26 protein-coding genes and 1 pseudogene are annotated in these 22,091 nt (G+C 43.1%); 14 read left to right on the top strand and 13 right to left on the bottom strand.

Annotated features, from left to right (window positions below; genetic code table 11):
• Positions 1-914 (top strand): DNA/RNA non-specific endonuclease (locus tag QUA54_RS18925; RefSeq protein WP_333415840.1); only part of this gene is annotated, 914 nt, incomplete at its 5' end.
• A 389-nt stretch (positions 915-1,303) separates the two neighbouring features.
• Here QUA54_RS18925 and QUA54_RS18920 read toward each other — a convergent pair.
• Together QUA54_RS18920 and QUA54_RS18915 are read right to left on the bottom strand one after the other, a co-directional pair.
• Positions 1,304-1,699: a nuclease A inhibitor family protein gene (locus QUA54_RS18920; RefSeq protein ID WP_333415839.1), complete on the bottom strand. Its 396-nt coding sequence runs from the start codon at positions 1,697-1,699 to the stop codon at positions 1,304-1,306.
• A gap of 54 nt (positions 1,700-1,753) precedes the next feature.
• Positions 1,754-1,930, bottom strand: coding sequence for a DUF4087 domain-containing protein (locus QUA54_RS18915; RefSeq protein ID WP_333415838.1), 177 nt, complete (start codon positions 1,928-1,930; stop codon positions 1,754-1,756).
• Positions 1,931-1,982: 52 nt separating this feature from the next.
• On the opposite strand from QUA54_RS18915, the pseudogene QUA54_RS18910 reads away from it, so the two are divergent.
• Positions 1,983-3,051: pseudogene (locus QUA54_RS18910) on the top strand (IS630 family transposase).
• A gap of 39 nt (positions 3,052-3,090) precedes the next feature.
• On the opposite strand, the gene QUA54_RS18905 reads toward QUA54_RS18910, so the two are convergent.
• Complete coding sequence (locus tag QUA54_RS18905) at positions 3,091-3,306, bottom strand: DUF4087 domain-containing protein (RefSeq protein WP_333415837.1); 216 nt, start codon at positions 3,304-3,306, stop codon at positions 3,091-3,093.
• A 362-nt stretch (positions 3,307-3,668) separates the two neighbouring features.
• On the opposite strand from QUA54_RS18905, the gene QUA54_RS18900 reads away from it, so the two are divergent.
• Both QUA54_RS18900 and QUA54_RS18895 read left to right on the top strand, forming a co-directional pair.
• Positions 3,669-4,187 (top strand): hypothetical protein, encoded by a 519-nt coding sequence (locus tag QUA54_RS18900; RefSeq protein ID WP_333415836.1) that lies wholly within the window; start codon positions 3,669-3,671, stop codon positions 4,185-4,187.
• Between the two features lie 135 nt (positions 4,188-4,322).
• Positions 4,323-4,505: a hypothetical protein gene (locus tag QUA54_RS18895; protein WP_172189006.1), complete on the top strand. Its 183-nt coding sequence runs from the start codon at positions 4,323-4,325 to the stop codon at positions 4,503-4,505.
• A 185-nt stretch (positions 4,506-4,690) separates the two neighbouring features.
• Here QUA54_RS18895 and QUA54_RS18890 read toward each other — a convergent pair whose 3' ends face one another.
• From QUA54_RS18890 to QUA54_RS18870, 5 genes are all read right to left on the bottom strand, one after another.
• Positions 4,691-5,497: a hypothetical protein gene (locus tag QUA54_RS18890; RefSeq protein ID WP_333415835.1), complete on the bottom strand. Its 807-nt coding sequence runs from the start codon at positions 5,495-5,497 to the stop codon at positions 4,691-4,693.
• A gap of 592 nt (positions 5,498-6,089) precedes the next feature.
• On the bottom strand, positions 6,090-6,452 hold the full coding sequence (locus tag QUA54_RS18885) for a hypothetical protein (protein WP_333415834.1): 363 nt from the start codon (positions 6,450-6,452) through the stop codon (positions 6,090-6,092).
• Positions 6,449-7,051, bottom strand: coding sequence for an LppP/LprE family lipoprotein (locus QUA54_RS18880; RefSeq protein WP_172191174.1), 603 nt, complete (start codon positions 7,049-7,051; stop codon positions 6,449-6,451). Before QUA54_RS18880 ends, QUA54_RS18885 begins: the two co-directional genes overlap by 4 nt.
• A gap of 354 nt (positions 7,052-7,405) precedes the next feature.
• Positions 7,406-7,879 (bottom strand): hypothetical protein, encoded by a 474-nt coding sequence (locus tag QUA54_RS18875; protein WP_172191175.1) that lies wholly within the window; start codon positions 7,877-7,879, stop codon positions 7,406-7,408.
• A gap of 69 nt (positions 7,880-7,948) precedes the next feature.
• The gene (locus QUA54_RS18870) at positions 7,949-8,503 is read right to left on the bottom strand and encodes a GIY-YIG nuclease family protein (RefSeq protein WP_333415833.1); all 555 of its coding nucleotides are present in this window, start codon (positions 8,501-8,503) and stop codon (positions 7,949-7,951) included.
• Between the two features lie 869 nt (positions 8,504-9,372).
• Between QUA54_RS18870 and QUA54_RS18865 the strand changes: the two genes are divergently transcribed.
• The 9 genes from QUA54_RS18865 (at position 9,373) to QUA54_RS18825 (ending at position 14,789) form a co-directional block, all read left to right on the top strand.
• Positions 9,373-9,561 (top strand): hypothetical protein, encoded by a 189-nt coding sequence (locus QUA54_RS18865; protein ID WP_333415832.1) that lies wholly within the window; start codon positions 9,373-9,375, stop codon positions 9,559-9,561.
• A gap of 93 nt (positions 9,562-9,654) precedes the next feature.
• Positions 9,655-9,963, top strand: a complete 309-nt coding sequence (locus QUA54_RS18860; RefSeq protein ID WP_333415831.1) for a hypothetical protein — start codon at positions 9,655-9,657, stop codon at positions 9,961-9,963.
• A 4-nt stretch (positions 9,964-9,967) separates the two neighbouring features.
• Entirely contained in the window at positions 9,968-10,261 is a 294-nt protein-coding gene (locus QUA54_RS18855; RefSeq protein WP_333415830.1) for a hypothetical protein, read from the top strand.
• A 47-nt stretch (positions 10,262-10,308) separates the two neighbouring features.
• Positions 10,309-10,605: a hypothetical protein gene (locus QUA54_RS18850; protein WP_333415829.1), complete on the top strand. Its 297-nt coding sequence runs from the start codon at positions 10,309-10,311 to the stop codon at positions 10,603-10,605.
• Between the two features lie 115 nt (positions 10,606-10,720).
• The gene (locus QUA54_RS18845; RefSeq protein WP_333415828.1) at positions 10,721-11,242 is read left to right on the top strand and encodes a hypothetical protein; all 522 of its coding nucleotides are present in this window, start codon (positions 10,721-10,723) and stop codon (positions 11,240-11,242) included.
• A gap of 75 nt (positions 11,243-11,317) precedes the next feature.
• Positions 11,318-11,824, top strand: a complete 507-nt coding sequence (locus tag QUA54_RS18840) for a hypothetical protein (protein ID WP_333415827.1) — start codon at positions 11,318-11,320, stop codon at positions 11,822-11,824.
• Positions 11,825-11,871: 47 nt separating this feature from the next.
• Positions 11,872-13,092, top strand: a complete 1,221-nt coding sequence (locus tag QUA54_RS18835) for a hypothetical protein (protein ID WP_333415826.1) — start codon at positions 11,872-11,874, stop codon at positions 13,090-13,092.
• Positions 13,093-13,100: 8 nt separating this feature from the next.
• Positions 13,101-13,934, top strand: a complete 834-nt coding sequence (locus QUA54_RS18830) for a hypothetical protein (RefSeq protein ID WP_333415825.1) — start codon at positions 13,101-13,103, stop codon at positions 13,932-13,934.
• A gap of 15 nt (positions 13,935-13,949) precedes the next feature.
• A complete protein-coding gene (locus QUA54_RS18825) occupies positions 13,950-14,789 on the top strand; it encodes an ATP-dependent DNA ligase (protein ID WP_333415824.1) in 840 nt (279 codons plus the stop codon).
• Positions 14,790-14,880: 91 nt separating this feature from the next.
• Here the strand turns inward: QUA54_RS18825 and QUA54_RS18820 are convergent, their stop codons facing one another.
• The 4 genes from QUA54_RS18820 to QUA54_RS18805 form a co-directional block, all read right to left on the bottom strand.
• The gene (locus QUA54_RS18820; protein ID WP_333415823.1) at positions 14,881-15,456 is read right to left on the bottom strand and encodes an HU family DNA-binding protein; all 576 of its coding nucleotides are present in this window, start codon (positions 15,454-15,456) and stop codon (positions 14,881-14,883) included.
• A 154-nt stretch (positions 15,457-15,610) separates the two neighbouring features.
• A complete protein-coding gene (locus QUA54_RS18815; protein ID WP_333415822.1) occupies positions 15,611-18,307 on the bottom strand; it encodes a hypothetical protein in 2,697 nt (898 codons plus the stop codon).
• Position 18,308: 1 nt separating this feature from the next.
• Positions 18,309-19,727 carry a hypothetical protein gene (locus tag QUA54_RS18810; protein ID WP_333415821.1) on the bottom strand — a complete coding sequence of 473 codons (1,419 nt, stop codon included), beginning with the start codon at positions 19,725-19,727 and terminating at the stop codon, positions 18,309-18,311.
• A 115-nt stretch (positions 19,728-19,842) separates the two neighbouring features.
• On the bottom strand, positions 19,843-20,277 hold the full coding sequence (locus QUA54_RS18805) for an RNase H family protein (RefSeq protein WP_333415820.1): 435 nt from the start codon (positions 20,275-20,277) through the stop codon (positions 19,843-19,845).
• Positions 20,278-20,385: 108 nt separating this feature from the next.
• Here QUA54_RS18805 and QUA54_RS18800 point away from each other — a divergent pair, with 108 nt between their 5' ends.
• Positions 20,386-20,901, top strand: coding sequence for a hypothetical protein (locus QUA54_RS18800; RefSeq protein ID WP_333415819.1), 516 nt, complete (start codon positions 20,386-20,388; stop codon positions 20,899-20,901).
• A 24-nt stretch (positions 20,902-20,925) separates the two neighbouring features.
• Here QUA54_RS18800 and QUA54_RS18795 read toward each other — a convergent pair whose 3' ends face one another.
• Positions 20,926-22,089 carry a hypothetical protein gene (locus tag QUA54_RS18795; RefSeq protein ID WP_333415818.1) on the bottom strand — a complete coding sequence of 388 codons (1,164 nt, stop codon included), beginning with the start codon at positions 22,087-22,089 and terminating at the stop codon, positions 20,926-20,928.
• Between the last annotated feature and the right edge of the window lie 2 nt (positions 22,090-22,091).

The following is a 22,091-nucleotide window of genomic DNA, read 5'->3' as shown; positions in this document are numbered from 1 at the left end:
GCACTGGACTCGTAAGGGAGCGGTGCAGCATGAAGAAAATACGGCAGTTGGGGGCGATCGCTCTGATTTTGGGGATGGTGGCTGGCTGCAATCTGACATCAGCCCCGCCATCTTCACTGCCACGAGTTTCTCCTAAACCAAGAGTGCAGAAACCCACAACGCAGCCACCGATCGCTTCGGCAACCAACAACCGCAACTTGCTCCTGGGCAATCCCAGCAATGCAGCTCCCAGCGCTGCCAGCACAGACAACTATTTAATGGTGAAGCCTCAGTACGTGATGAGCTACAACAACAAAACGCACATTGCTAACTGGGTTGCCTGGCAACTGAATCGCTCTTGGATTGGAGCAGCCGATCGCCAAGACAACTTCCGCCCCGATGATTCCCTGCCGGATGCTTGGTACAAAGTCCGACCCAACGATTACGCGGGAAGCGGTTACGACCGGGGACACATTGCACCCAGTGCCGATAGAACCCGCACCGAACCCGATAACAGCAGCACATTCCTGATGACCAACATGATGCCGCAAGTCCCAGAACTCAACAGGGGCGTGTGGGGCGACTTGGAAGATTACTGCCGCGAATTGGTGCAGCAGGGCAAGGAACTTTACATCGTAGCCGGGCCCATAGGGAAGCAAGGCGCGATCGGCAAAACACAAAAGATTGCGGTGCCGACAAAGACTTGGAAAGTCATTGTTGTCTTAGACCGACCGGGATTGGGGTTGCAGGGAATTACGACCAGCACGAGGACTATCGCTGTGATGATGCCGAATGATGCCAGCGTCAAAGGCCGGGGATGGAAAACTTTTCGAGTACCGGTAAAGCAAGTGGAGCGGGAGACAAAACTGAATTTCTTGTCAAATGTATCGCCCCAGGTTCAGCAAGTCATTGAAAGTAAAGTTGATGGTGAGTAAAAAAGTGATAAAACTTACTTTTTTGCTTGAGACTTTTAACCGACTACATTAACATTTGCCATTAGGAATCCGTAAGCAAAGATGAATAGAATCAACTTGATTAGCCAGTAAATCCTGAAATTATATTTTCTGTCAAGGTAAGACCAGAGGGGAGGAAAAACAATTAGAAACATAAGAAAGGAAGCTATAATACCCATCTTGTATGGCTTGCCCTCTGTGTAAGAGAGGAATAATAAAATTCCTAGTACAACCAAACAGTAAAGAGAAACAAGCCAACTAAATACTGTGCCGATCGCGCTCATATTACAACCTCTTTTCCTGACTCTAATTATGGTTCCTATGTCACTAAATGATTAACAAACAATCATAGTTCACCCTGTCTGTTGCAATCAAGTCTCCACCAATTTCGTAGACAGCCCCGCCAATTCGCCACCGTCCGTCACTCCAACGATGTAAACATCAATCTCAATGCTGCCCACTCGGTAAACCTGCAACTGCGATAGGTTTTGCTTCAACACGCTGACCAAGTTCTGAAAGCGCTGCACCGTTTCCCGTTCCTCCCGGTCGTGCCAGTCTTCTTGTGCGGTGGCGATTGCAAAGAACTCGTCAACCGTCCGCATTTCAACGGGAGCATCGGGTGGATGGTTCGTCAGTTGCAGCAGCTTCGTCGGAGTGAGTTCTTCCTGTACCTGCCAATGAATAACCTCAAAGGGGGCATCGGTTTCGCTTCCGAAGAGTAAGCCCTCGGAAGCTTGTTTGAGTTGGGTGGCGATCGAGTCGGTCATGATTGCAATGGTTTCTCAGCTTTACTGTGATTGTACAGTTGGTGTTGGCTGAAACTAAAGACTTTTTGGCAGGTTCGGATCTTCGCGACAGGTTGACAGCGGTAATGATTCGCCACCTCGAATTTCGCTAATTCTCGATCGACCTTTATCTGTCACCACATCCATACAAGCACAACCATACCCATAATAACCATTCGTTTTGACGTAAGTAGGTAGGCGTAAAAAAACCAAATTATGTTAAGATAAGTAAACACTCAAGATTTAATTTACAAAATCAACAAATATGGGCGCACGTTTAAGAGTATTTCTCAATCAAGAAGAAGACCGAACACTATTTGAATTGAGGACGGCAACAACAGTACCTCAAAAAGTAAAAGATCGAGCACAAATTATTAGATTAAACTCCCAGGGATGTTATGTAGAGGAGATAGCAGCTCATTTTAATTGTAGAGAGCAAACAGTTAGAGAAGTAATTCATCGGTGGGTGAAAATGGGTTTGACAGGATTATGGTCAACCAGAGGTAGAGGGGTCAAACCAAAATGGAAAGAATCAGACATTGTTCATCTAGAAGAATGTCTCAGAAATGAACCACGCAGATATAATAGTCGTCAACTTGCTCAAAAATTAGAACAAGAACGTGGGGTCAAATTAAGCCCTGACAGATTAAGACGTATCCTCAAAAAAAAAGATTATTTGGAAACGAACCAGACCCAGCCATAAAGACAAGCAAGACCCATTACAACGCTCAATAAAACAGGCAGATCAAGATATGTTGGAGTTGGCATCGGCGGCGGGAGAAATCGATCTGAAATATCTGGATGAATCAGGTTTTTGCTTGTGGAGTCCCACTGGATATACATATTACCCAATAGGAGCGCAAAAACGGTTAGAGCAAACGAAACGAAGGGGGCGAAGACTTAGTATTTTAGGCTTGCTACAGCCGTGTGTCAGTTTCGCATATGGGTTGGCTGTCGGGAGTTTTAGCAGCAAATCATATATCACTATGATGGAAAATGAAGCACAACAAGCTGAGTTGGAAATGAAATTAACTGGACGGATCAGAGTGATAATTCAAGATAATGGTCCCATACACAAATCTCTGGATGTCCAACAAAAATGGTCTCAGTGGGAAAGCCAGGGATTGTATATTTTCTTTTTACCTAAATACTGTTCGGAAATGAACAAGATTGAACTGGAATGGCAGCAACTTAAAAATCATGAACTGGTCGGACAAATGTTTGAAGATGAACTAGATATTGCCTACGCAGTAATGGATGGAATTGAAGCAAGAGGGCAACGAGGAAATTATATAACTAATCGCTTTAAATTCAGCTCCAATTCCGTTTGTTAACATTTCTTTACTTACCTTGGTTTTTTTATACCGACCTACTTACTCTTTCTCATTAGTAGGAAGATTATCATCCATTCCTTTAGCTTCATATCCCCCTTGCTGCGAGATAATCCAACGACCATCTTTGTCTAGTAAATACCAATTTCTAGGCGTGGGATTATGCAACCATCCACACCTAATTTCAACTGCTTTAGCAGGAAGCGCAACGATAAAAAGAGATGAAATAATAACGGATATAAACAAATTTTTCTTCATAAATTTAAGTTTAGTCAATTTTTACCCAACTATAGCAGCAAATTCATCAGCACTGATTAATGTCGGTGAAGCAACAGCCCAATCCCGCAATCCCTATTTGTTCGATTGCGATAAAAATTGGAGTTCCAGGAACTGCTGCTTATGGGCGGGGGATTAACGAAGGTCAGAGCAGAATAGCGCCTCTAATCTCCCACACTTTGTCAAGCATACCGCGCCTCTTCATCAGCTTGAGCCTGTACTATTGGACAATAAGCCAAGGTGTATGAGAGTGGCATAGCAGATTGCTGCGTTGCTACAGCGGGGTTGGAGGCGATCGCCATAGTGCAACTCCTAGAATAGACAATGGTGCCGACTTTATTATTATGCTTTCCAACTGTTCAACCTGCCGATTCCACACATCCCACCAACATCACTGCACGGATATCGGGTGTGCAGTCAATCCGAGCTATTGGGCGCTGTGGAAACGCCTCCACTCTCTACCGCCAGAACTAGAGGGTGCATCGCTCATCAACTACTGTGGCGATTATCAACTAAATGCTCCCATCTCTACGGCTTCTACAGTAGAAAAGCTGGTAGGCTTTTGGGATTACAAAGTTAGTTTTGCCACCACTACCTATCGAATTCAAATTGAATTAAATGAGGAGAAATTAATTGGAAGCTATATTATTCCAGCCGAGAATGACAGCCTTTTTGAATTCACTGTGTACGAATTTCCCGGAAGAGGCAGACCTGTAATTACCATCGCACAAATTGCTCAACTAATACCGAACTCTTCCTATCGTGCTGTCCTCAGTGGTAGGTTGGATAATGAGCGTTTAATTACCGGCGACTTTGTGGATGTCGATGACAATCGTGGCACGTTCAAGATGATGAAACAATAAGGAATCGCCACACCCGCTTCTCTGCTTCCAGGGAATCATGTTAAAAGCTACCGTCAGCCTACACTTCAAGCGCAATCAATCGCTTTGAAGTTTTGTGAGATTGGGTGAAAAGCTGCTGTCCAGCTCGATTGTAGAATGAACCAGAGTTTACAAAGGTGGCATAGCCGATTACTGCTTGGGACAGCGGGTTTGCAGGCGATCGCTCTGGAACTCCTAAAACTCCTGAAACTGCCTATGATGATGATGCTGGGTGAGTTTTGGTGTTTACAGGGAATCGGTCAAGAATGGAATCAATACTTTTCCATCCACATACTCTGAACCTCGTGATTTTCTTTGTACCTGAACCCATTCTGAGCAATCCTGCGGGCCCATAGCCAGTTGCATCTTTGAGCGTCACTCATTGAGGTACAAGAAATGTTGGGTCGATTCTTCTCAATACGATAAAGTGTCTTTTAGGACAGCCAAACTTTTCTGTTAGCTGTCCCCACTTCTCAAATAAACTGCTAAGCGACACTGATTGTTTGACCGTTGGTTAAACTGCTGAATTCATAGGTTGTGCTGCCAGCTATGAGTTTTTCAAACTCAGAAGTATTCATAATGCTGATACCCGAATAATTATAGCCAGTGAAATTCACCGCTGTGCCGGATATACCAACAACATAACTTCCTGACGTTAACTCCAGCGTGTCTTTACCGTTTCCGCCGTTGAAATTACCGCTACCGAAACCCTTGAGATAGTCTTTACCGTCTCCCAAAAAGACCTTGCCCAAGAGGTTACTGCTAAGGAAGCCGGCAATAATGGAGTCGTTACCATTACCAGTATTAATGGTACCGTCGTTGTTAATGCCCAAGCTATTCGCAGTTATTACGTCGTTACCATCACCCGTATCGATAATGCCTGACAAATAGTTGGTGATGGGGATGCCACCTCCCTCAGTGTGGATGCCAGTGATTGTGTCATTACCATCGCCAGTATTAATGGTACCATCGTTGTAAATGCCGACGCTACCCATGCCCGTGATTGTGTCGTGACCCTTACCCGTATCAATAATACTGCTAAAAAAAGCGTTTTGGATGCCGTAGCCGCTTCCAATAGAGTGATCGCCAGTGATTGTGTCATTACCATCACCAGTATCCAGGATGGAAAAGTTGGCGATGGCGACGCTATAATCATCGTTATCAACGCCAGTGATTGTGTCCTTGCCACCAAGAGTATTAGCGGTGCCAGTATTGAGTATTTGCTCAATCCCAGACGCGGGGACAACATCAGCCCGGTTGGTAAACGTTATACTTGAAAGTTCGATCGCCATAGGAAGACCTCGCTATTAAGAAACAAATGAAAGAAGCTTAAATGTTATAGCTTATATTTGTATCCCAATCCACAATATTCTATTCTGTAGGGTTTTATTTCTTAACACAGTCCAAGCTATTTTGATGAGACAGCTTGCTCCTAAAGCTTTTTTACGCTAAAAAAATCAATAATTGACGCCTATTCTTCTGACAGCGAACGATTTCAACAATAGAATAAATAATTAAATATTCAACTAGAAACAAGAGTCATGAATCTGAAGTAATGATTTATGACGCTTTTATTTAATTTGAACAAATTGCAAGGACAAACAGAGCATCGAACCTGCTATGTGTGGCAAATACATCATCATTATCTAGGGCTTGCTGAATAAGCGATCGCTTTCCCAAGACCAAAAGCTATCGATATTCAAGCCGAATTTAGTAAAAGTCTTGGTTGCTTCAACTCTTACGGCTACCCGTAGATTGCGGTTAGTGCGTCTTATCGCTTCGCTCAATCGCGGGATGGGTGCACTTCGGGCGAGCATGGGTCATCGTGGCTTTGGTTACAACAACCTTGGCAACTTTCTTTGTCGGTCACGATATCGATCGCCTTCAATCTCCCTCAACTTCCACCACTAACTGATACACTCGCAAACTGGGATGTTCGCCAATCAATTGCCAGCAATATCCCTCAACTGTGGGAGTGGGTCGCGCTCCTTGGCGGTACAGGAATATCGGCTCGTTTCTCATCAACGCGGTGAATATCTCTCGCTCTCTGTCTTTGCCATCATCCCAAATCAGGTGAGCTTTGCCGAAGTAGCCAACACCCATCAAGCTGGCAAAGAGCCATTCCATCAGAGCTTGCTGCTGTTCCTGGGTTAGCGGGGATTGACCGTAGCTGTCAATTGCGGGCGATTGAGATTTTGGTTTGAGAGAGGCGATGAGGGCGCTAGCAAGGTTGAAATATTTTTTCATCGGGAGTTGGTATAGGTTATAACCTCAATCGGTACGACAATAGGTTGGTTAGCAACATCAATTCGATACGTTACTTCGCTAGTTCGAGAAGGACAGCAGAGGGCATCTTGCGGGGTGTAGCGGGAAAAGAGAGCCTTGAAGCGGGAAGGCGTTTCGATATCGGTTTGAAATAAAGCGCCATCGCTCCTAGAATTCATTGGGTTTGGGGAAGTGGTTCCGGCAAAGATACCGTTGGCAAAAACGAATTCCTGGTATCCCACAGGGCGGCACATTCCATCGAAACCGGTCTGCCCTTTTACCAGCACTACGCGCCCCGAACTTTTAGTTTCGCCCCGCACGTTAAATAGAGTCCATCCTGCAGCTTTCACGGCTCGTTCTTCGGGAGTAGAAGGGTTGCGGATTTGCTGCTGGCAGCGGGCTGCGTCGGAGGAATTATTGTTGGGAGCTTTGGGAACTGACGCTCCGGGTTTGTTCCAATTTGTCAGTGTTTTTTGTTCCAGCCACGAACTGCTGGACGGTTGACTCACTGCGGCTGTAGCGAGGGCCAGCGGAACAAGTGCAAGCGCTAAACCAATTGGATAAAGTATTTGAGCTTTCATCTAATTATTTTGCAGTTTAAGTGGCAGTCTTTAAATTCATTACGAGCAAAATTCCCCAAGGTCGGCTTGCCAACGGCTGTCCTCAGTTTATCAAATTAGGGGCTGCACTGTAAAATCTGAATAAAAAGCCATATAAAAGGTTGCTGCCACAGCAGAAGTCTATTGCAAACAGTTCTGGTTAGCGCGAAAAGAACCAGCAGAGTATTGAGGAGAGAACAGGCGATCGCTTAACCCAAGCAGTACAGCAAGCGACCGCTTTTTGGATTAGCAAGCAAATTCAATTTTTTATGTATACTTTTAGTTAGTCGGGATGAAGATACTGTTCGGTAGATCGCACGTTCGGATATTGCCCCGTTAGAGAGCTGTTTTAAGACTTATCAACCAAACGACCGAATTGATAGCAAACAAAAAAGTATAAAAAATATAGATTGACGGAGCGCGCACAGCTCTCCACAAAGAAGGCATTTTAAATATTTTCAAAGAACCGAGCGGGTGAACTAGACCTTCCGGTATAGAATGGGTATTGAAACTTTTATCTAAAGCCCTTTCATCATTCAAGAATTCGGTAACGGCAGCAGCTCTTTGCATATAATAAAATTGCACCCTCCAGTAGGTAGCTTCTAAAAACCAAAAACCAAAAATTATAACGTACCCCAGCGGAACCAGCGCCTCTATTTTGCTGGCAAACACCCAACCAATCAACGCTACCCAAATGGTAATTGCCGCAGTTTTTACCTGCTGCAAAATTGTACTGAAGTTAGCTATTTTTTTCTCTAGTTCCTCTGCTCCTTGTTGCAGCATGGCTAGCTGAAATTTAAATCGATCCATGTTTGATTCGGAGATGGCTGATTGTTCCTATACAGTTTCTAACTTTTAGAGTACCAAATTCCAGCAGTTTTATTTCCCGAACGGTTGCCCCCAATACTGCCAGCATTGTTTATTGAAAGGCGATCGCCACTTGTAGATAAGCTCCGATTCTAGCTGTAACCGATGCTTTCGATTGCTCGGCGCTCCGTACCAAAAAGCTATGGCTACACTCACATCCAGGGAATAACGCCGATGTAATTCGATGTAGTTGCCAATGTACTTATGACAATCATGGCTCATCCACCGTTGCTTAGGAGTGCGGTCAGTTTCTCCTACATACAACAGCAAGGGAAGCTCGTTGTCAATAACAAAATAGAGGCAAGTACGATCGCCTCCATCAGGTTTCTCACAAAATGAGAGATTGTGCAGTTCCAGAGCAAAGGGGTCTATATTGTTAGAGTCACAGAGATTTGGCGCTAACTCGAATAGACTTCCCTGTCGCGGTTGGTCAGCGCCTTGAGATTGTTGATGTTCAAAAATGCGCTGTTTCCAAGAATGCAGCGCCTCACAACTCATCGTTAATTGAGGAGATTTCGGGGTTCTGGCTTTGGATTTAAATTCAGGGAAAAGTTCGAGTGGCTCCACGGATTCAAAGGATTAATTGGACGATCGCTGCTGTAAAGTTTAGCTCAATGGAATTCTGCCAAACATTACGCTCCCCGTAGTAATGTCTCCAGATAGGGAACTGATACTGTCACAATTATACCAAACTGATGACAATGATTTTTGAAAAAACTAGATAATTCATGAATGAACTCAGCAAAATCTAGAAAGACTGTCACAGATATTCTTGGTTTTTCGATGTTAATGAAAGTTTGTTTAGCCAAGTTTCAGAAACCGTCGCTTTCACCTTACCTATCTATTCGATCGATTCTTAGCTCTTCATAACAAATCGAACCAAATCACAGCAATTTATGAACAAATGGTACCACGTCAGCTTTTGCGCTTCTTACGAGCTAACAATTCAGGGAAAAGTAAAATCATCCTGCTTCGCTTTGGGGTGATGATGTTTTGGCTCCCTAACTATGAGAATCTATCATCCTTTTGTCTCCTCCAAGAAAGATCTGAATCAGGCATAGAATCCCAAAAATTATTTCTCCCAATATCTGAACGTTTGACCTGTTCCCGACTTTCGGCAAACTCATAAATTTAGAAGAATTAGTAAGGTTTCTGAAATATGAAACTGACCTCGACAGATTCTTTGATTCTACTGCTGGGTATTATTTTCAGAACCAAGTGCTTCCTTCACCAACCGAAGCTCAAAGGGTAAAAATAGCTCTGGCAATAAGCGACCAGATAGAAGGCAAGCAGCCTCAAAGTAACGACGCAACCTATCTCGCAGCATATAAAATTGCAGAATCTGTTTAACTACTGACCACTAGCCTCTCATTCTACTGGGAGGTCAGAACTCATACTAACCCTCAAACACATGGCAAGAGATTTAAGTGCTTACAATGTACCAGCAAACTGCTGCTATTCCTGCCCGTTTGGTGGGAAAAAACCGATCGAGCTACCCCCCGATCGACTGGCTTACTACTACGACCAACTCCTCAATGGTGGCTCCCAGCACTTATGCCATAGCGCAGAAAAAACTATTTGCCGAGGCGGACGAACGATCCAACTCCGATGGTTTTGTTTATTAGGTATCATTGAAGAACCTACCGATGAAGCTTTCAATCAAACTGTTGCAGAAGTTGAATTGAAGAGAAACAAAAACGATAAAAACGGTAGAAACAATGGAAAAACAGAAAACATCTCAGAAACACATTGATTTGTTTCTGAAACCCCAAGATTGTTACTTTTTGTACAATCCCTCTAATTGGTGTCCGGGTTGGGCGATCGGTCAAATTGAGCTTCCCATCCCTACTAGCTATTCCCGTTGCTTGACTTTGGTGCGTGATGCTGAAGGTGGCTGCCATTGGGTTCCTGCTAACAAAGTTGCCATTCGTGGGGAAAATCATCGTCAGACTCATCTTTTTGAGACTTATACAGCGAATTGTTTCGATTGGACAAAGATTAAGCGTTTTAAGGAAATTGTCTGGTGATTTTATGGAAATCTTAAAAATTACTCAAGAACACATTACTTGGTTTGCTGAACCAAAAGACTGTTTCTTTCACTATGGAAATGTTTGGTGTCCAGGTTGGGCGATCGGTCAAATTGAACTTCCGATCGTTCCCTGTTATTCCCGTTCATTTATCTTAATTCGTGACTGTACCGGGGAGTCCCATTGGTTTACTGCCAACAAAGTTTTGTTTCGTGGTGACAGTCATTTGTTCGACAGTTACATCGGAAACACATTCGATTGGACAAGAATTCACACTTTCAAGTCTCTTGTTTCCTAACTTTTTACCTGACAGCAGCGGTTTACCAGTTCGCAACTGGTTTTTTTATGGTAAATTCCCCCGTTTCCAACGCTAATGCTGATTCACCTTCTTTATTTCAGCAAAGATTCGTTATCTGCTACGCCTATTATTCGATCGCTGCTGCCACAGAACATGGTAGTATTCTTTTCTTGGCTAACTATGAAAATCCTGAATGGATTACTGATTTTGAAGAAGCCTATTTCTTCAATGCTAAAGAAAAGGCAGAAAAAGTAGTTGCTGCTCTACAGCAAAACTTCCAAGCTAATAATTTTCCCAAAGATTCTGTCTCTGTGATTCTAGTCAATTGGTCAGAATCCGATTAACGTTTTTGGCTTTTATCTCTATAACAAACGGGGATAAAAGTCAAGTTTTTAGTGTATGAACTCAAAAACAGAAAAGGGATATAAGCTAAAAATAATTTATTAGTTAATTACTGACATGGTGTTGACAGCAGGGCTAGCAGCAAAACTGCTACGCCAAATCCTCGTAGACTACAATTACTGGCCCGAATCCGAATCCGATTCGCCTCTTTCTGTCAGACGATCGAAAACCGCTTTAGATGACAAAGCGATTCTTTCCCGCGATGCAACCATGCGAAGAACAGCAATGAAGGAGTTAGATCCAGAAGTTGCTTACAAAGCACCAGAACGACGAATTGAATACAAAACACTCGATCAAACATTCAAACCTTTAGCTGCTACTGCACTGCTTGAAGTACAAGCAACAGCAACTAACGTACAAGGTGGAATGGCTGAGTTGGAAACATTGGAAATACCGATCGAACAATCCGAGTATCTGGTGCAACTCTACAGTGTTTTCAAACAACTAACAAATGCCAAAGTTTGTTACGTTGTTGATGGTAATATGACAAGTTCTGACCCATATACAGGACTTTTTATCACTGGTGAAAGCAGCGATGGTGAGGTGATTATTGCTCAATCTCTGCTAGTTCAAACCTGATAATTAATCCCGTTTGTTTTTTATATATAAAAAACAAACGGGATTAATTACACTATTTTTACACATTCAAAAACTATGCTGACAGCAGTTCTGGCACTAAAACTTCTTCGCTCCATTCTTGTTGACTATAACTACTGGCCAAGTGATGGTGATTCACCGTTAAGTGTTAGTCGCCACAGACAGAAAATGACTGAAAAAACCATTCTTTCTCGCGATGCTGCTCTGCGATGCGCTTCGGAAAAAGGCTCAAATCCTGGTGTGCCTTACAAACCGCCAAAACGTCGAATTGAAATTCAAACACTTGACCAAACATTCAAGCCTTTAGTAATTAATGCGCTGGTCATTGTAGAGACAATACTTCAAGAATCTGAAGGTGATTTAGAAAACCTACAACTGCCACTCGAAAAATCTGAGTTTTTCATTCAGTTGTATGGTGTTTTTAATCAGTTAGCAAATCCCAAAATATATTACGTTTTTGATGTTGACAATGTGATATTTAATGCGTATATCGGACTGTATATCACTGGTGAATCTGGCGACAGCGTAATAGTTGCTCAAACATTGATTCAAAATGATAATTAATTCCGCTTCGTTTTGCAGACAAAAATAAGTTAAGGATAATCAAACTCATGCCAGTAAAAATTATTTTTCCTGTAGAAGGAGAAGTTGTACAAACAAATACAGTTCCTCACGTTATCACAGTCAAAGCGATCGCTGATAGCAACATCAACACTGACGTTCGGTTTAAGCTAAACGGTGCGATCGTAGGAATCGATACGTCAGCTACTTCGATTAATACAAGTGGGACTGTGGAATATCAATATCAATTTAATGTTCCAATCCCTGCTGCCGGGATTCATTCGATCGAAGCCGAAGATATCAATCAAACAACAGTTCCTGTGACAGTTCGATCGACAGCTTCATTAAGTTTGGAATTGAAGCTTAATAGCCCAACAATAACTCTGACTCGAAGCACAACATCTCTTTCTCCGAACTTGGTAACAGCAACTATTGCCAACCGACCAACAGGTTCTTTGGTTCGTTTTACATTGAATGGGAAAATTATCAAAGAAGATAGCACTGCTCCTTTCAATGTTTCTGTTTCTGAGTCAGGAGAACTTAAAGCTGAGCTAGTGGTAAATGGTAGTGTTGTTGAGGTTGCTACCGCTTTTCTAAACATTCTTGTCATACCAACTCCTACACCCACAGGTTCTCAAAGCCCCAAAGGTGATAAAGGTGATAAAGGTGATAAAGGCGATAAAGGCGATAAAGGCGATCGAGGTGAAGTTGGCGCACAGGGAATTCAAGGAGCGATCGGTTCAGAAGGAATTCCCGGCCCCAAAGGTGATGCTGGAGCAACGGGAGCTCAAGGAATTAAAGGTGATACTGGCTCCAAAGGCGACACGGGATTAACTGGCGCAACTGGCCCTCAAGGAGTTCAAGGCGTTGCTGGTGCTGTTGGGCCGATCGGCCCGAAAGGAGACACGGGAGCCACCGGGCCAGCCGGGATTGTTTGGTCAGTGCCAATTTCATTACCTCTATCAAATGGAATCACAGGCAATGTAACTTACCAAACTTGTGGGAAATTGGCTCGCTTAAATGTGGATGTACTCATGAATTTTGCAAGCAGTTCAGGAATGCAAATTTGTGGGGGTATGCCCAACACAATTTTTAATACTTGGTTCCATTCCACAGCAATGATTTTCAAGCCTGACTTAACAATTGCTGGCTCTGGACAATGGGGTTTGATGAGATTTCAGCCGAACAACTCTAACCTTGTTCTTCTCTTTGACAAGATTGTTACTGAACAAATTCGATGTGTGAGCAATTTCATCATGGCAGTTAACTAAGAAAAATCATGACTTTTGTAGCGGAAATTCCCAATACTTACAATCCAGCTAAAGAATACATGGTTGGATTCTGGTTAAGCACTCCTAAACTCAACGGAGTTCGCTGCATTTACACGCGCGATGGTGCAGCACGAGGATTGAGAAGCCAAAGTCTCACAACCCGATATGTGGGATTCGATCGGCTTGAATTAGCCTGTCGCAGTCTCTGTGATGCTAACAATCTGTCTTTCATTGACGGTGAGCTGTTCATTCCCGGTAGAAGCTTTAATGAACTTACGGTTTTAGTTCGCGATAGAGCTACCTATGAACTTGATGAAAAATTTGCTGTTCAATTCCGAGTTTCTGCTGTTGGTTCTGCAACCAACCTAAACCTAACAGCTCAAGAAATGGTGAATCTTATGCAGCAAATCATTCCGAGCCAAGGAATGATTTGTTTGATTCCTCAGAAACGAATTCGGAACACACCTCTGGGCGTTCTTGATGAAGCAAACGCCGTCATGGATTCTGGAGGAACTGAAGGAATCATTCTCAGAAATCTGGACTCAGTGTATTCTGGGGTGCGATCGGATAATCTTCTCAAAGTGAAGGGCATAACAAGCGGAATTTTTACTGTCCTTGGATTTACGCAAAATCCAATAGTGGGTTACGTGAGTTATATGTCCGTTGAAGGCACAGTGAATGGAGTTACCAAAGTTTCTCGTGTTTATGGTTTAAACGATGAAGAGAAACAAGATCTCTGGATGAACAGAGATTCTTATATTGGCAAACAAGTTCAGATAGTTTACATGGGTTTAACTGCTACTGGCAATCTCCGAAGCCCTGCTTTGGGTCGATTTGTTTAATAAGGAGCAACAAAGATGTTACTGCAATTAGCAAATAGTTACAGTCCCACCAAAAATTATGGTGTGGGTGAATGGCTCAGTAGCCCCAAGTTGGATGGAGTTCGGTGTCTGTACGAAAATCCAACAAATGGATTAAGAAGTCGATCGGGCAAAACTAGATATTCAGGATTGGGCGAAATTGAGCAAATCTGTGAAAACATCAGGTCAGCCAACAATTTATCATTTTTGGATGGTGAATTGTACATCCCCGGAGAGCCTTTCGATAGAATTTCTGGGATTGCTCGATCGACGAAAACTACAGCAACCGTTGTCGAAGCGAAACAGAGAGTGGAATTCCGCATTTTTGCGATCGGCTTCACTCAATATCCGAACATCCCGGCAGCAGACGAATATAGCCAAATTCAGCAAATCTTTCCGACAATGGGGAAGGTTAGTTACGTTCCGCAGAGACTGATTGAGAATAACCCTCTGGTCATTCAAGCTGAAGCTGACTCAATCAAGGCATCAGGGCAATCGGCTGAAGGGATAATGCTGCGGAACCCGAACTCTGTTTATTTCCAGGGTCGCTCGATCGCACTGCTGAAAGTCAAAAACTTCGTGAAAGCTCAATTGCAGGTAGTTGGATTTACTAAAGGTTCGGGGAAATACGGTAAATCTTTGGGGAATTTATTAGTCAGCGGCAACATCGATGGGCGAACCATCAATAGCCGAGTCGGAACAGGGTTCACTGATTTAGAACGATCGACTATATTCGCCAACCAAGCTGATTATTTTGGGAGGACGATCGAAATCATCCATTTGGGGGTTAATGCTACCGGAGCTTTGAGACATCCAGTTTTTAATAGATTTGTCTAAAGATTCTTAGAAATATCAAAAAAACCTGAGTTGGGTGCAGCAACTCAGGTTTTTTTGTACAGTTAGTTTCTCGCTACTTTAGCTTAATCTCTTATTTGACAATCCCGACAAGCTCAGGGACTTGACCTGCTAATTTCCAGCCAGTGGCAGCCGAGTAAATTGGAGTATTTGCACCAACTCCCCAATTAGGCAGTTCATTGCTGGAAACTTCGACAAATGAATTATCGGGAGCCTTAATTTGCCACAGCATCGGTGGTTGAGAAGCAGCAATTAAATCGGCTGGAATTGGAGGAGGCAAAACAGGAGCTGTTGGAGCTGCTACCGGAGTTACTGCGGGAGTTACTGCGGGAGTTGCTGCGGGAGCTGGAGTAGTTGCAGGAGTTGCTACTGGAGCTGTTGCCGAAGTTGTTTCAGGGGAAGTTTCAGGAGCAGTTCCGCTAGAATAGACCCTTTCAAGAAACTTCTTGTCAAACGTAATCTTCGGTCGGCGAGTAGGCTTGTAGATGGTTAGTTCACCTGTTTTTGGATTTCGTCCTTCCCGTTCGGGTTTTTCAATTAAGCTGAAGGTTCCGAATCCTTCAATCTTGATTGATTCTCCGGTTCCGAGAGAAGAAATAACACTGGAGATTACTTCTCTAAATGTGAGATTTTGAGCAACTGAAGCCATAATTAAAATTTTGATTGAGATAGACGCTTGATTTGATTATGCCCTAATTTTTTTAAAAGTACAATAAATCAGAAACATTTTTCTCATTTTTAGGCTTGAAATCGGCATGAAATTGGTAGTATTTACCACTTGTCGTAAATACCACTCATCATTATTAATTAGGTGGCAAACCGAAATCTTCAGGGCCATAAAGACCTGCTGGCATTTTGCCATTTAAGAAATCAATCTGCTCTTGACTCAGGGATTGATTAAATAAACGAACTGTTTTGGTAATAGTTCTACCCGCTTCATCCATGTATTTGCCATCGGTGTAAATCCGCATTTCGCGAGTTTCGCCGATCGCCACTTTACTTCGATATTTTTCACCAACCCATCCAAGGGGAAAATAGCCGATATTTTTGGTACTGTCGGGATACCTCATATCGATCGCCAGTTCCATCCGTGCGGCTTGCTGACCAGTAGCTGGTTTCATTCGCTGAACAATGCGAATCAGAACATTCTGTCCAGTCCATTCACCTCGGCTCCAGACATTGGGTTCTTGTTTGTGAACGTTGAACACATTGAAGTAAGGCAAAGTATCAGGATTTTCTTGTAGTTCACTCACGATTTCTTCCCGGAATAAATTGAAAACCAGCGAGCCAGTGCTGAGTTCAGTAGCCTTAAAATGCACCGCTCGCCAGTAAGCAGCAGCCCAAGATTTTTCGGTATAAGCCTGACCCTGGGCATCGGCAAATTGTTCAAGAGCTGAGTTCTTGAGAGCTTGGTATTTAGCGGAGACTTCCCGGAGTTTGGTAGTATCACCCTCGTTTTCTTCCTTCCATTTGATCGCAGCTCCCATCTCTGAGCCATATCCCTTGCGCTGTTCAAACGCAAAATCCATCTGTTCTTGGGCTACCTCTACATCTACAAACAGCGCATTGTGAAACGAGTTGATGTCGATGTTTGTCTCTAGAGCTGCAGGCCGCCAGTAAGAGTTAACCACTTTGACGAGCCGGGAGATGGTATCGATCGCATCGTCGGCAACTCCACAGGGGCGAGTTAGATAAACTTCCTTCTCCTTAAAATCTTTGAGCCACGGAATTTTGCCCGCGTCTCCTAGACCGTTGAGGTAGTCGGTAACAGCTTTGAGTCCTACATCATTATTGGGATATGCCGACTTCAGCGAGTCAACGGCGATTTGCAATTCCTGACTAAGGAAATTGATGATAGCCATCTCTTTTGGCTCTGTCTGCATCCCGCCTGGTGGAATATTTAGGACTATTCCTTCTACTCCCGCTGCTCTGGCGCGACCCAGAAGTGAGGCAACTACACCAGTGATGTCGTTCATTGAGTTGATGGCTACTTCTTGGAGTGTTCCCGTCAGCGCCATTTTAGGCAACTTGTCAACTTCGGGAGGTTTGTCGAAATTGGCGATCGCATCTCTCAACGCCGGATATTGATCAGAGGCAATTAACTGAACGAAATCACCGTCAAAGTCTCTTCCCAGACTCAGCATCAATTTTGTGGATGCCGCCATTAGGTTCGTCCCCCGCGCATAAGTCCCCTCAATTCTGTTGATCCAGAGTTGGCAGTCGCCCCAATGCCTCATGGGATTGCAGAATACGATGTACTCGCCAGGAGCCATTCCAGGTGCACAGAAAACTTTCTCAGTAAAAGTCGTTTTCCCGTCTTTATCGGTGATTTCATATTTCTGAAAATATTCATCAGGTTGCGACATGAGTGACCAGAAACGGACTCCCGCTGCTTTTGCTAAGTTTAACCAAACTGCCTGAAGTCTTTCTGCTACTTTTCCGGTGATGTAAGGATGCAACAATAGTCTACCTTTGATGTCATATTTGATTATCTCCATTGCTGTGTTTACATACTCAGCTTCGGACTGAATGCTTTCGCCCTGTTCCCGCTCTTGTTCGGCTTCTACCTGATGGATTCTTAGCTCTTTAGCCAGCGCTTGAATAGAGTTAGTAGCTGCTACTAGCTTCTCACATTTATCTCGGAGTCGGCTAATTATATTATCTTGTTCTAGGGTTTCAAATGCGAACCATTGAAATAGCATCCAACCAGCTTTAGCCGTTCGTTTTTCTCCTTCAAATACCAACCCACACAGCAGTTTTTCTCGGTAATTGCCGAGTGCGGGTTTGTTCCCTTTTAGTGAACTCCACGGGATGACCAAATCATAGCCAGAACTATCTAATTCTGGATTGTGGGCTATCGTCCCCTTTGCAACCCACTTCTTAAATGACGCTATCCGAAATTGAAGCGGAACACCTTCGTCATTTGGTAAATGAACATCCCCTGTTCCTAGTATGCGAAGAAACTCCTTAGACCCCTTGGCATGACTGTCTCCGCTGTTCCAGTGTCTCCCATTTGTCGGGTCATCTTGGAGATTACCTTCCGCATCACGATTAGTATCATCTACTACTACAAAATTGAACTCTTTACCGACTAAATGTTTGCATCCGGTGTGCATAATGCTCCCATAAATTATACGCTTCCATTGCTCGGTTCCTTTGCTGCCATAGTAGTTTGAACCGATAGGAGCCATATTAAAAGTGAATCTTCCGTGGTTACGAGAGCCACTGGCTAAGTCCAGGATATATCGATCGTTCTTGTTAGCAATAAAGGGGTCAAGAAGAGCAGCAGTCTTGGTATCTTCGGGGATTTGTCCAATACAAAATCGCTCTTTACCAGCGTCTTGATGCCAGCCAGAGAGAAGGATATTGCGGAGAGTAACTTTAGGAGTGTTTGACCATTGTTTAAGCACACAATCCCAAACTGACCAAACAGCAGTAGTAGCAATTTGTCCTAAGCTCTCATCAACCCAAGAATATTCAAGATCGTAATCCGTAGGCATATTAGTCGCCAAAGTAGAATTTTCCTGTTGCTATTTTAGCAACTTTATCCCCTCCTAATGTGGTGATAATATCGTCCTTGGGAATAAGAATTGGTTCATCGGGATTGGTTAAATCATAGCCAAGAATAAATTCGCGTTTGGCATTGAGTCCAACTCCGATGATTTTCTCGATCGGCACAAGAGCTTTATTTTTTAAACTTCTTGCATTATTTTTCAGTTTCTCAAGAATTTCAACTTGATTCGTGTCGTACATATGCGATAACGACAAGTTGAACTTTCTTGGTGTTTTATCACCAATATCTGCGAAAACGTAAAGGAATTCAGCTAAATCGGTTCGGTTTCTCATGGCGATGGTAATAATTACGGCTGCACCAATTATAGGAGCTGCCCAACTCATCAAATAAGCCCAACCACTTGCTTGCATTCCTGTAGTGCCAAAGAGTCGGGGCAACAAACTTGCTCCAGCTTTCAGAGCCGAAGCTGCTAAATATCTAACCGCTTCAGCACCGCCTGAACTGCCAGATAATTTCAGGACGATCGACACCACAGTATTGGTCAACGCTGGCAACAAAACTGCGGGAATATTGAATGATTTCAGGAAAAAACTCCCTAGCAGCCAACTGGCAATGCTGGTGAGCACACCCACTGCACCTGCGATTGTAGCTGCTCCCCCCACAGCGATCGGCACCAATGCTGAATTAAAGACGGGCGGACGGCTGTAAATGGAACTGATGGAGTAATTGTAGGTTGAGCTGATTGAGTATGGATTTGCAGCAATGATTTTAGGAATTGTGCCTGTGGTCATTGCGATACGTCCTGCTTCGGCCCTTCTGATTCGTGCGCGGGCATTTCGGCGTGGATTTCCGGTTAGTGATTCGATCGTTGCTAATATTTCACTCTTTAATTGCTCAATTCTACTAATGGCAGCAGCTTTCCATGTATCTATTTGAGCTTCTGCTGTTTGTCCGGCTTGCTGAATTGCTCGAATGTCGGCATCGATCGAGTCGATCGTTACTGATAAATTAGGTAAATTCAAAGATTCGTTGTACGCAATCACCGACGCTTCATAGATTGCTTTTTCTCTGCTACTGGGAAGGAGATTGGCTAATTCTTGCTGACCTTTGCCGGCTAAGTTTGTGAATGTTTTGCTGTTGTAGGCGCGGTTGATGCCATTCAGAGTTTCTAGAAAAACCAGACTGCAATCAATGACGGTATTTCCCACAGTTTGCGATGCTACCAATAAATCTTTGATTCCTGCCATTACTGGGTTTGCCATAATAAATTGAATATGGGGCAGGCTAAAATACCAATCTTTTCCGTTACTTACTCCCTGATTGACAGCATCGGCTACTGTCAAAATAGGTTTTCCTGCCCAGACGTTATCGGCAAGCTGTGCTCGTAAATAATCAAATTGGCTCATCGTTTTGCCCTAAATACTGCGCGCTGAAAGTTAGCTTATTTTAACATAGCTAAAATGGACATTGTGACTATTAACAATGCCCATTTTGGGATTAAGTTAAGCTAAAATTTAGCTCTTAAGAATTGCCAACTTGTTCTTTGGCGAGTCGATCGCATTCACTCAACTCAGGAGTTGAATTCCGGGACAACCACAACCAGGTAATGTCGTGAACTTCTGCTAATTTGTCGAGTTCTTCCCACAAATCCTGGTTGGCATTACGGTTCCAATTTTTAGTCATTGTGTGAATAACGTAAGTTGAATCCGAAAATAGCGTAACCGTGCAAGGCTTCTTGAGAGCTTTCAACCCTTCGATCACTGCTGTTAATTCCATGCGATTATTAGTAGTGGTTGTGTCAGCTTTACCACTAATTGCTTTTTTAGTTTGCTTACCTGGAACTGTGAGAATTGCAGCCCAGCCACCGGGTCCGGGGTTCCCTGAGCAAGCACCATCGCAATGAATGTTCACTACAGGTTTTGTTTGAGTTTCTGTTGAATTTTGTACGGCAACCATAAGACTTTCACAAAAATAGACATCAAAACCCCCTAGCGAAGCAGTTTATTTATGAACAGTTGTTAGTTATAGTTTGCTATAATATAGCAAATAAATTAGATAATTAGTATGTCAAAATACACAGATTTATTAAGAGAATATGCACGTTTATCAGTCACCAATTCTGAATTATCGATCGACAACTCGCAACTGTTAGTAGAAAATTTACAGATAAAGGCAGAAAATTCACAGATAAAGGCAGAAAGCATGAGGCTAGCCCAACAGTTAGAACACATGAAGAATCTAACCAAAGAAATGTATTATGAGTTTAGGCTCGATCGACCCAATGGAAACTTGAAAGAAAATAATAGAGAATCCCTGGAACTGATCGCTGGCGGGACTCTCTATGTTGTTCAGTATCTCGATACTAAAGGCAATTCATTCATATCTACTGAAGGATTTACGCCGGAAGGTGACATAGCTCCAAGACTCTTTTACTTTGGATATGCTGTCTTCTTCTTGGTAGAAACGTTATTTCAACAAGGTTTTGCTACTTTGCCTGACAGATTTTTAAGAATTCTTAGCCGAAATCCAAAATTCTTGAAATATGTCCTTAAGGAATTTCAGCGGGTTTTGTCATTGTAGAAAACCTTAGCTACAGAATTAAGTTTAATTACAATCCATTCTTGGTCTATTTGTGTGTGGATAGACAAATACTGCCACAATTCCTTGAGTAAGAAAACGACCCGTTTCAAAGGGACAATCAACTTTTTTAGGGACAATGTTGTTATCACGTACCCAATCCCAAAAATCAATTGCCACACCATTCTCTATTTTGGGAAATAGAGGCATAGCTACACCATTATGTTTAGCAACCCCCTCCCAAGCATGATATGGCATTTTGAAGTAGAATTCTGTGCCTTCGACAGAGGTAGGATAATAAATTTTTCCTGCTAACGCTCCTTTGTCAAATCTGATATAATCTCCACAGATTAAAGCGTTATCGCACTCCCAAACTGCTGCTCTGGTAATTGGAGTTCCGTCTGTCGTAAAAAGACCCATCCAATTAGCATTAGCAAATCTCGAAATATTATTTTTAAACTTTTTTTCGTCGTTAAGGTCAACATTCTGGATATCAACACAGAAAACTGTCTCTGCTTCTGCATATAGTCGATCGAGTTCTGTCTGAGCCAAGTATCTTTCGCTGTGGTCGGTATCATTCAGATGATCCGCCACATAAGCAGCAAGGATGTAGGCATTGCTGATTACTACCCTTTCTGTTTCTTCAATTAACAAAACATCCGTGTCAGACGTACCGATCGCATACATCCCCTGAGAGTAGTCAGGATGGCTGCATTTCCGATGGTAAATCTTCCACTTTTTGGTCACAGGCGGGTTAATAACTTCGATCGTGATTCCTTCAGGAATATTTGGATCGTCTGGTTTTCCACCAGACAACAGCCACGGTAAAATAATTCGATTATCACCCTTTGGTTGATACTGAGCATCATCTGAATTATAGTCACCGTAAGTTTCGACTAACTTATGGATGAATTCTTGAGTAATTTCATCATTGGTTTGTGAATAGCTAAAATTGGAATTTTCTAGGATTGACATTCCATTTTTACAAACTTCCCACGCATCAAGGATTTTGGCATGAACGGAAATTAGCCGATGTTGCTTGTTCTTGCCTCGATCGAGTTCTAGGTAAACGCCATGACCGTCACTCTGTTGTGATTTTTCGATGATGCACTGAAGATTGAGTCTCCGACCCTGACTCATCTCCAAAAACAGTCTTTCTTTTGGCTTCATCTTGCCTCTCTTTTTGCCCATGA

The organism is Microcoleus sp. MOSTC5 (genome assembly GCF_036701825.1).
Lineage (GTDB): Bacteria > Cyanobacteriota > Cyanobacteriia > Cyanobacteriales > Microcoleaceae > Microcoleus > Microcoleus asticus.
Note: the sequence above shows the minus strand (reverse complement) of the source record. Positions and strands in the feature narration are given on the sequence as shown.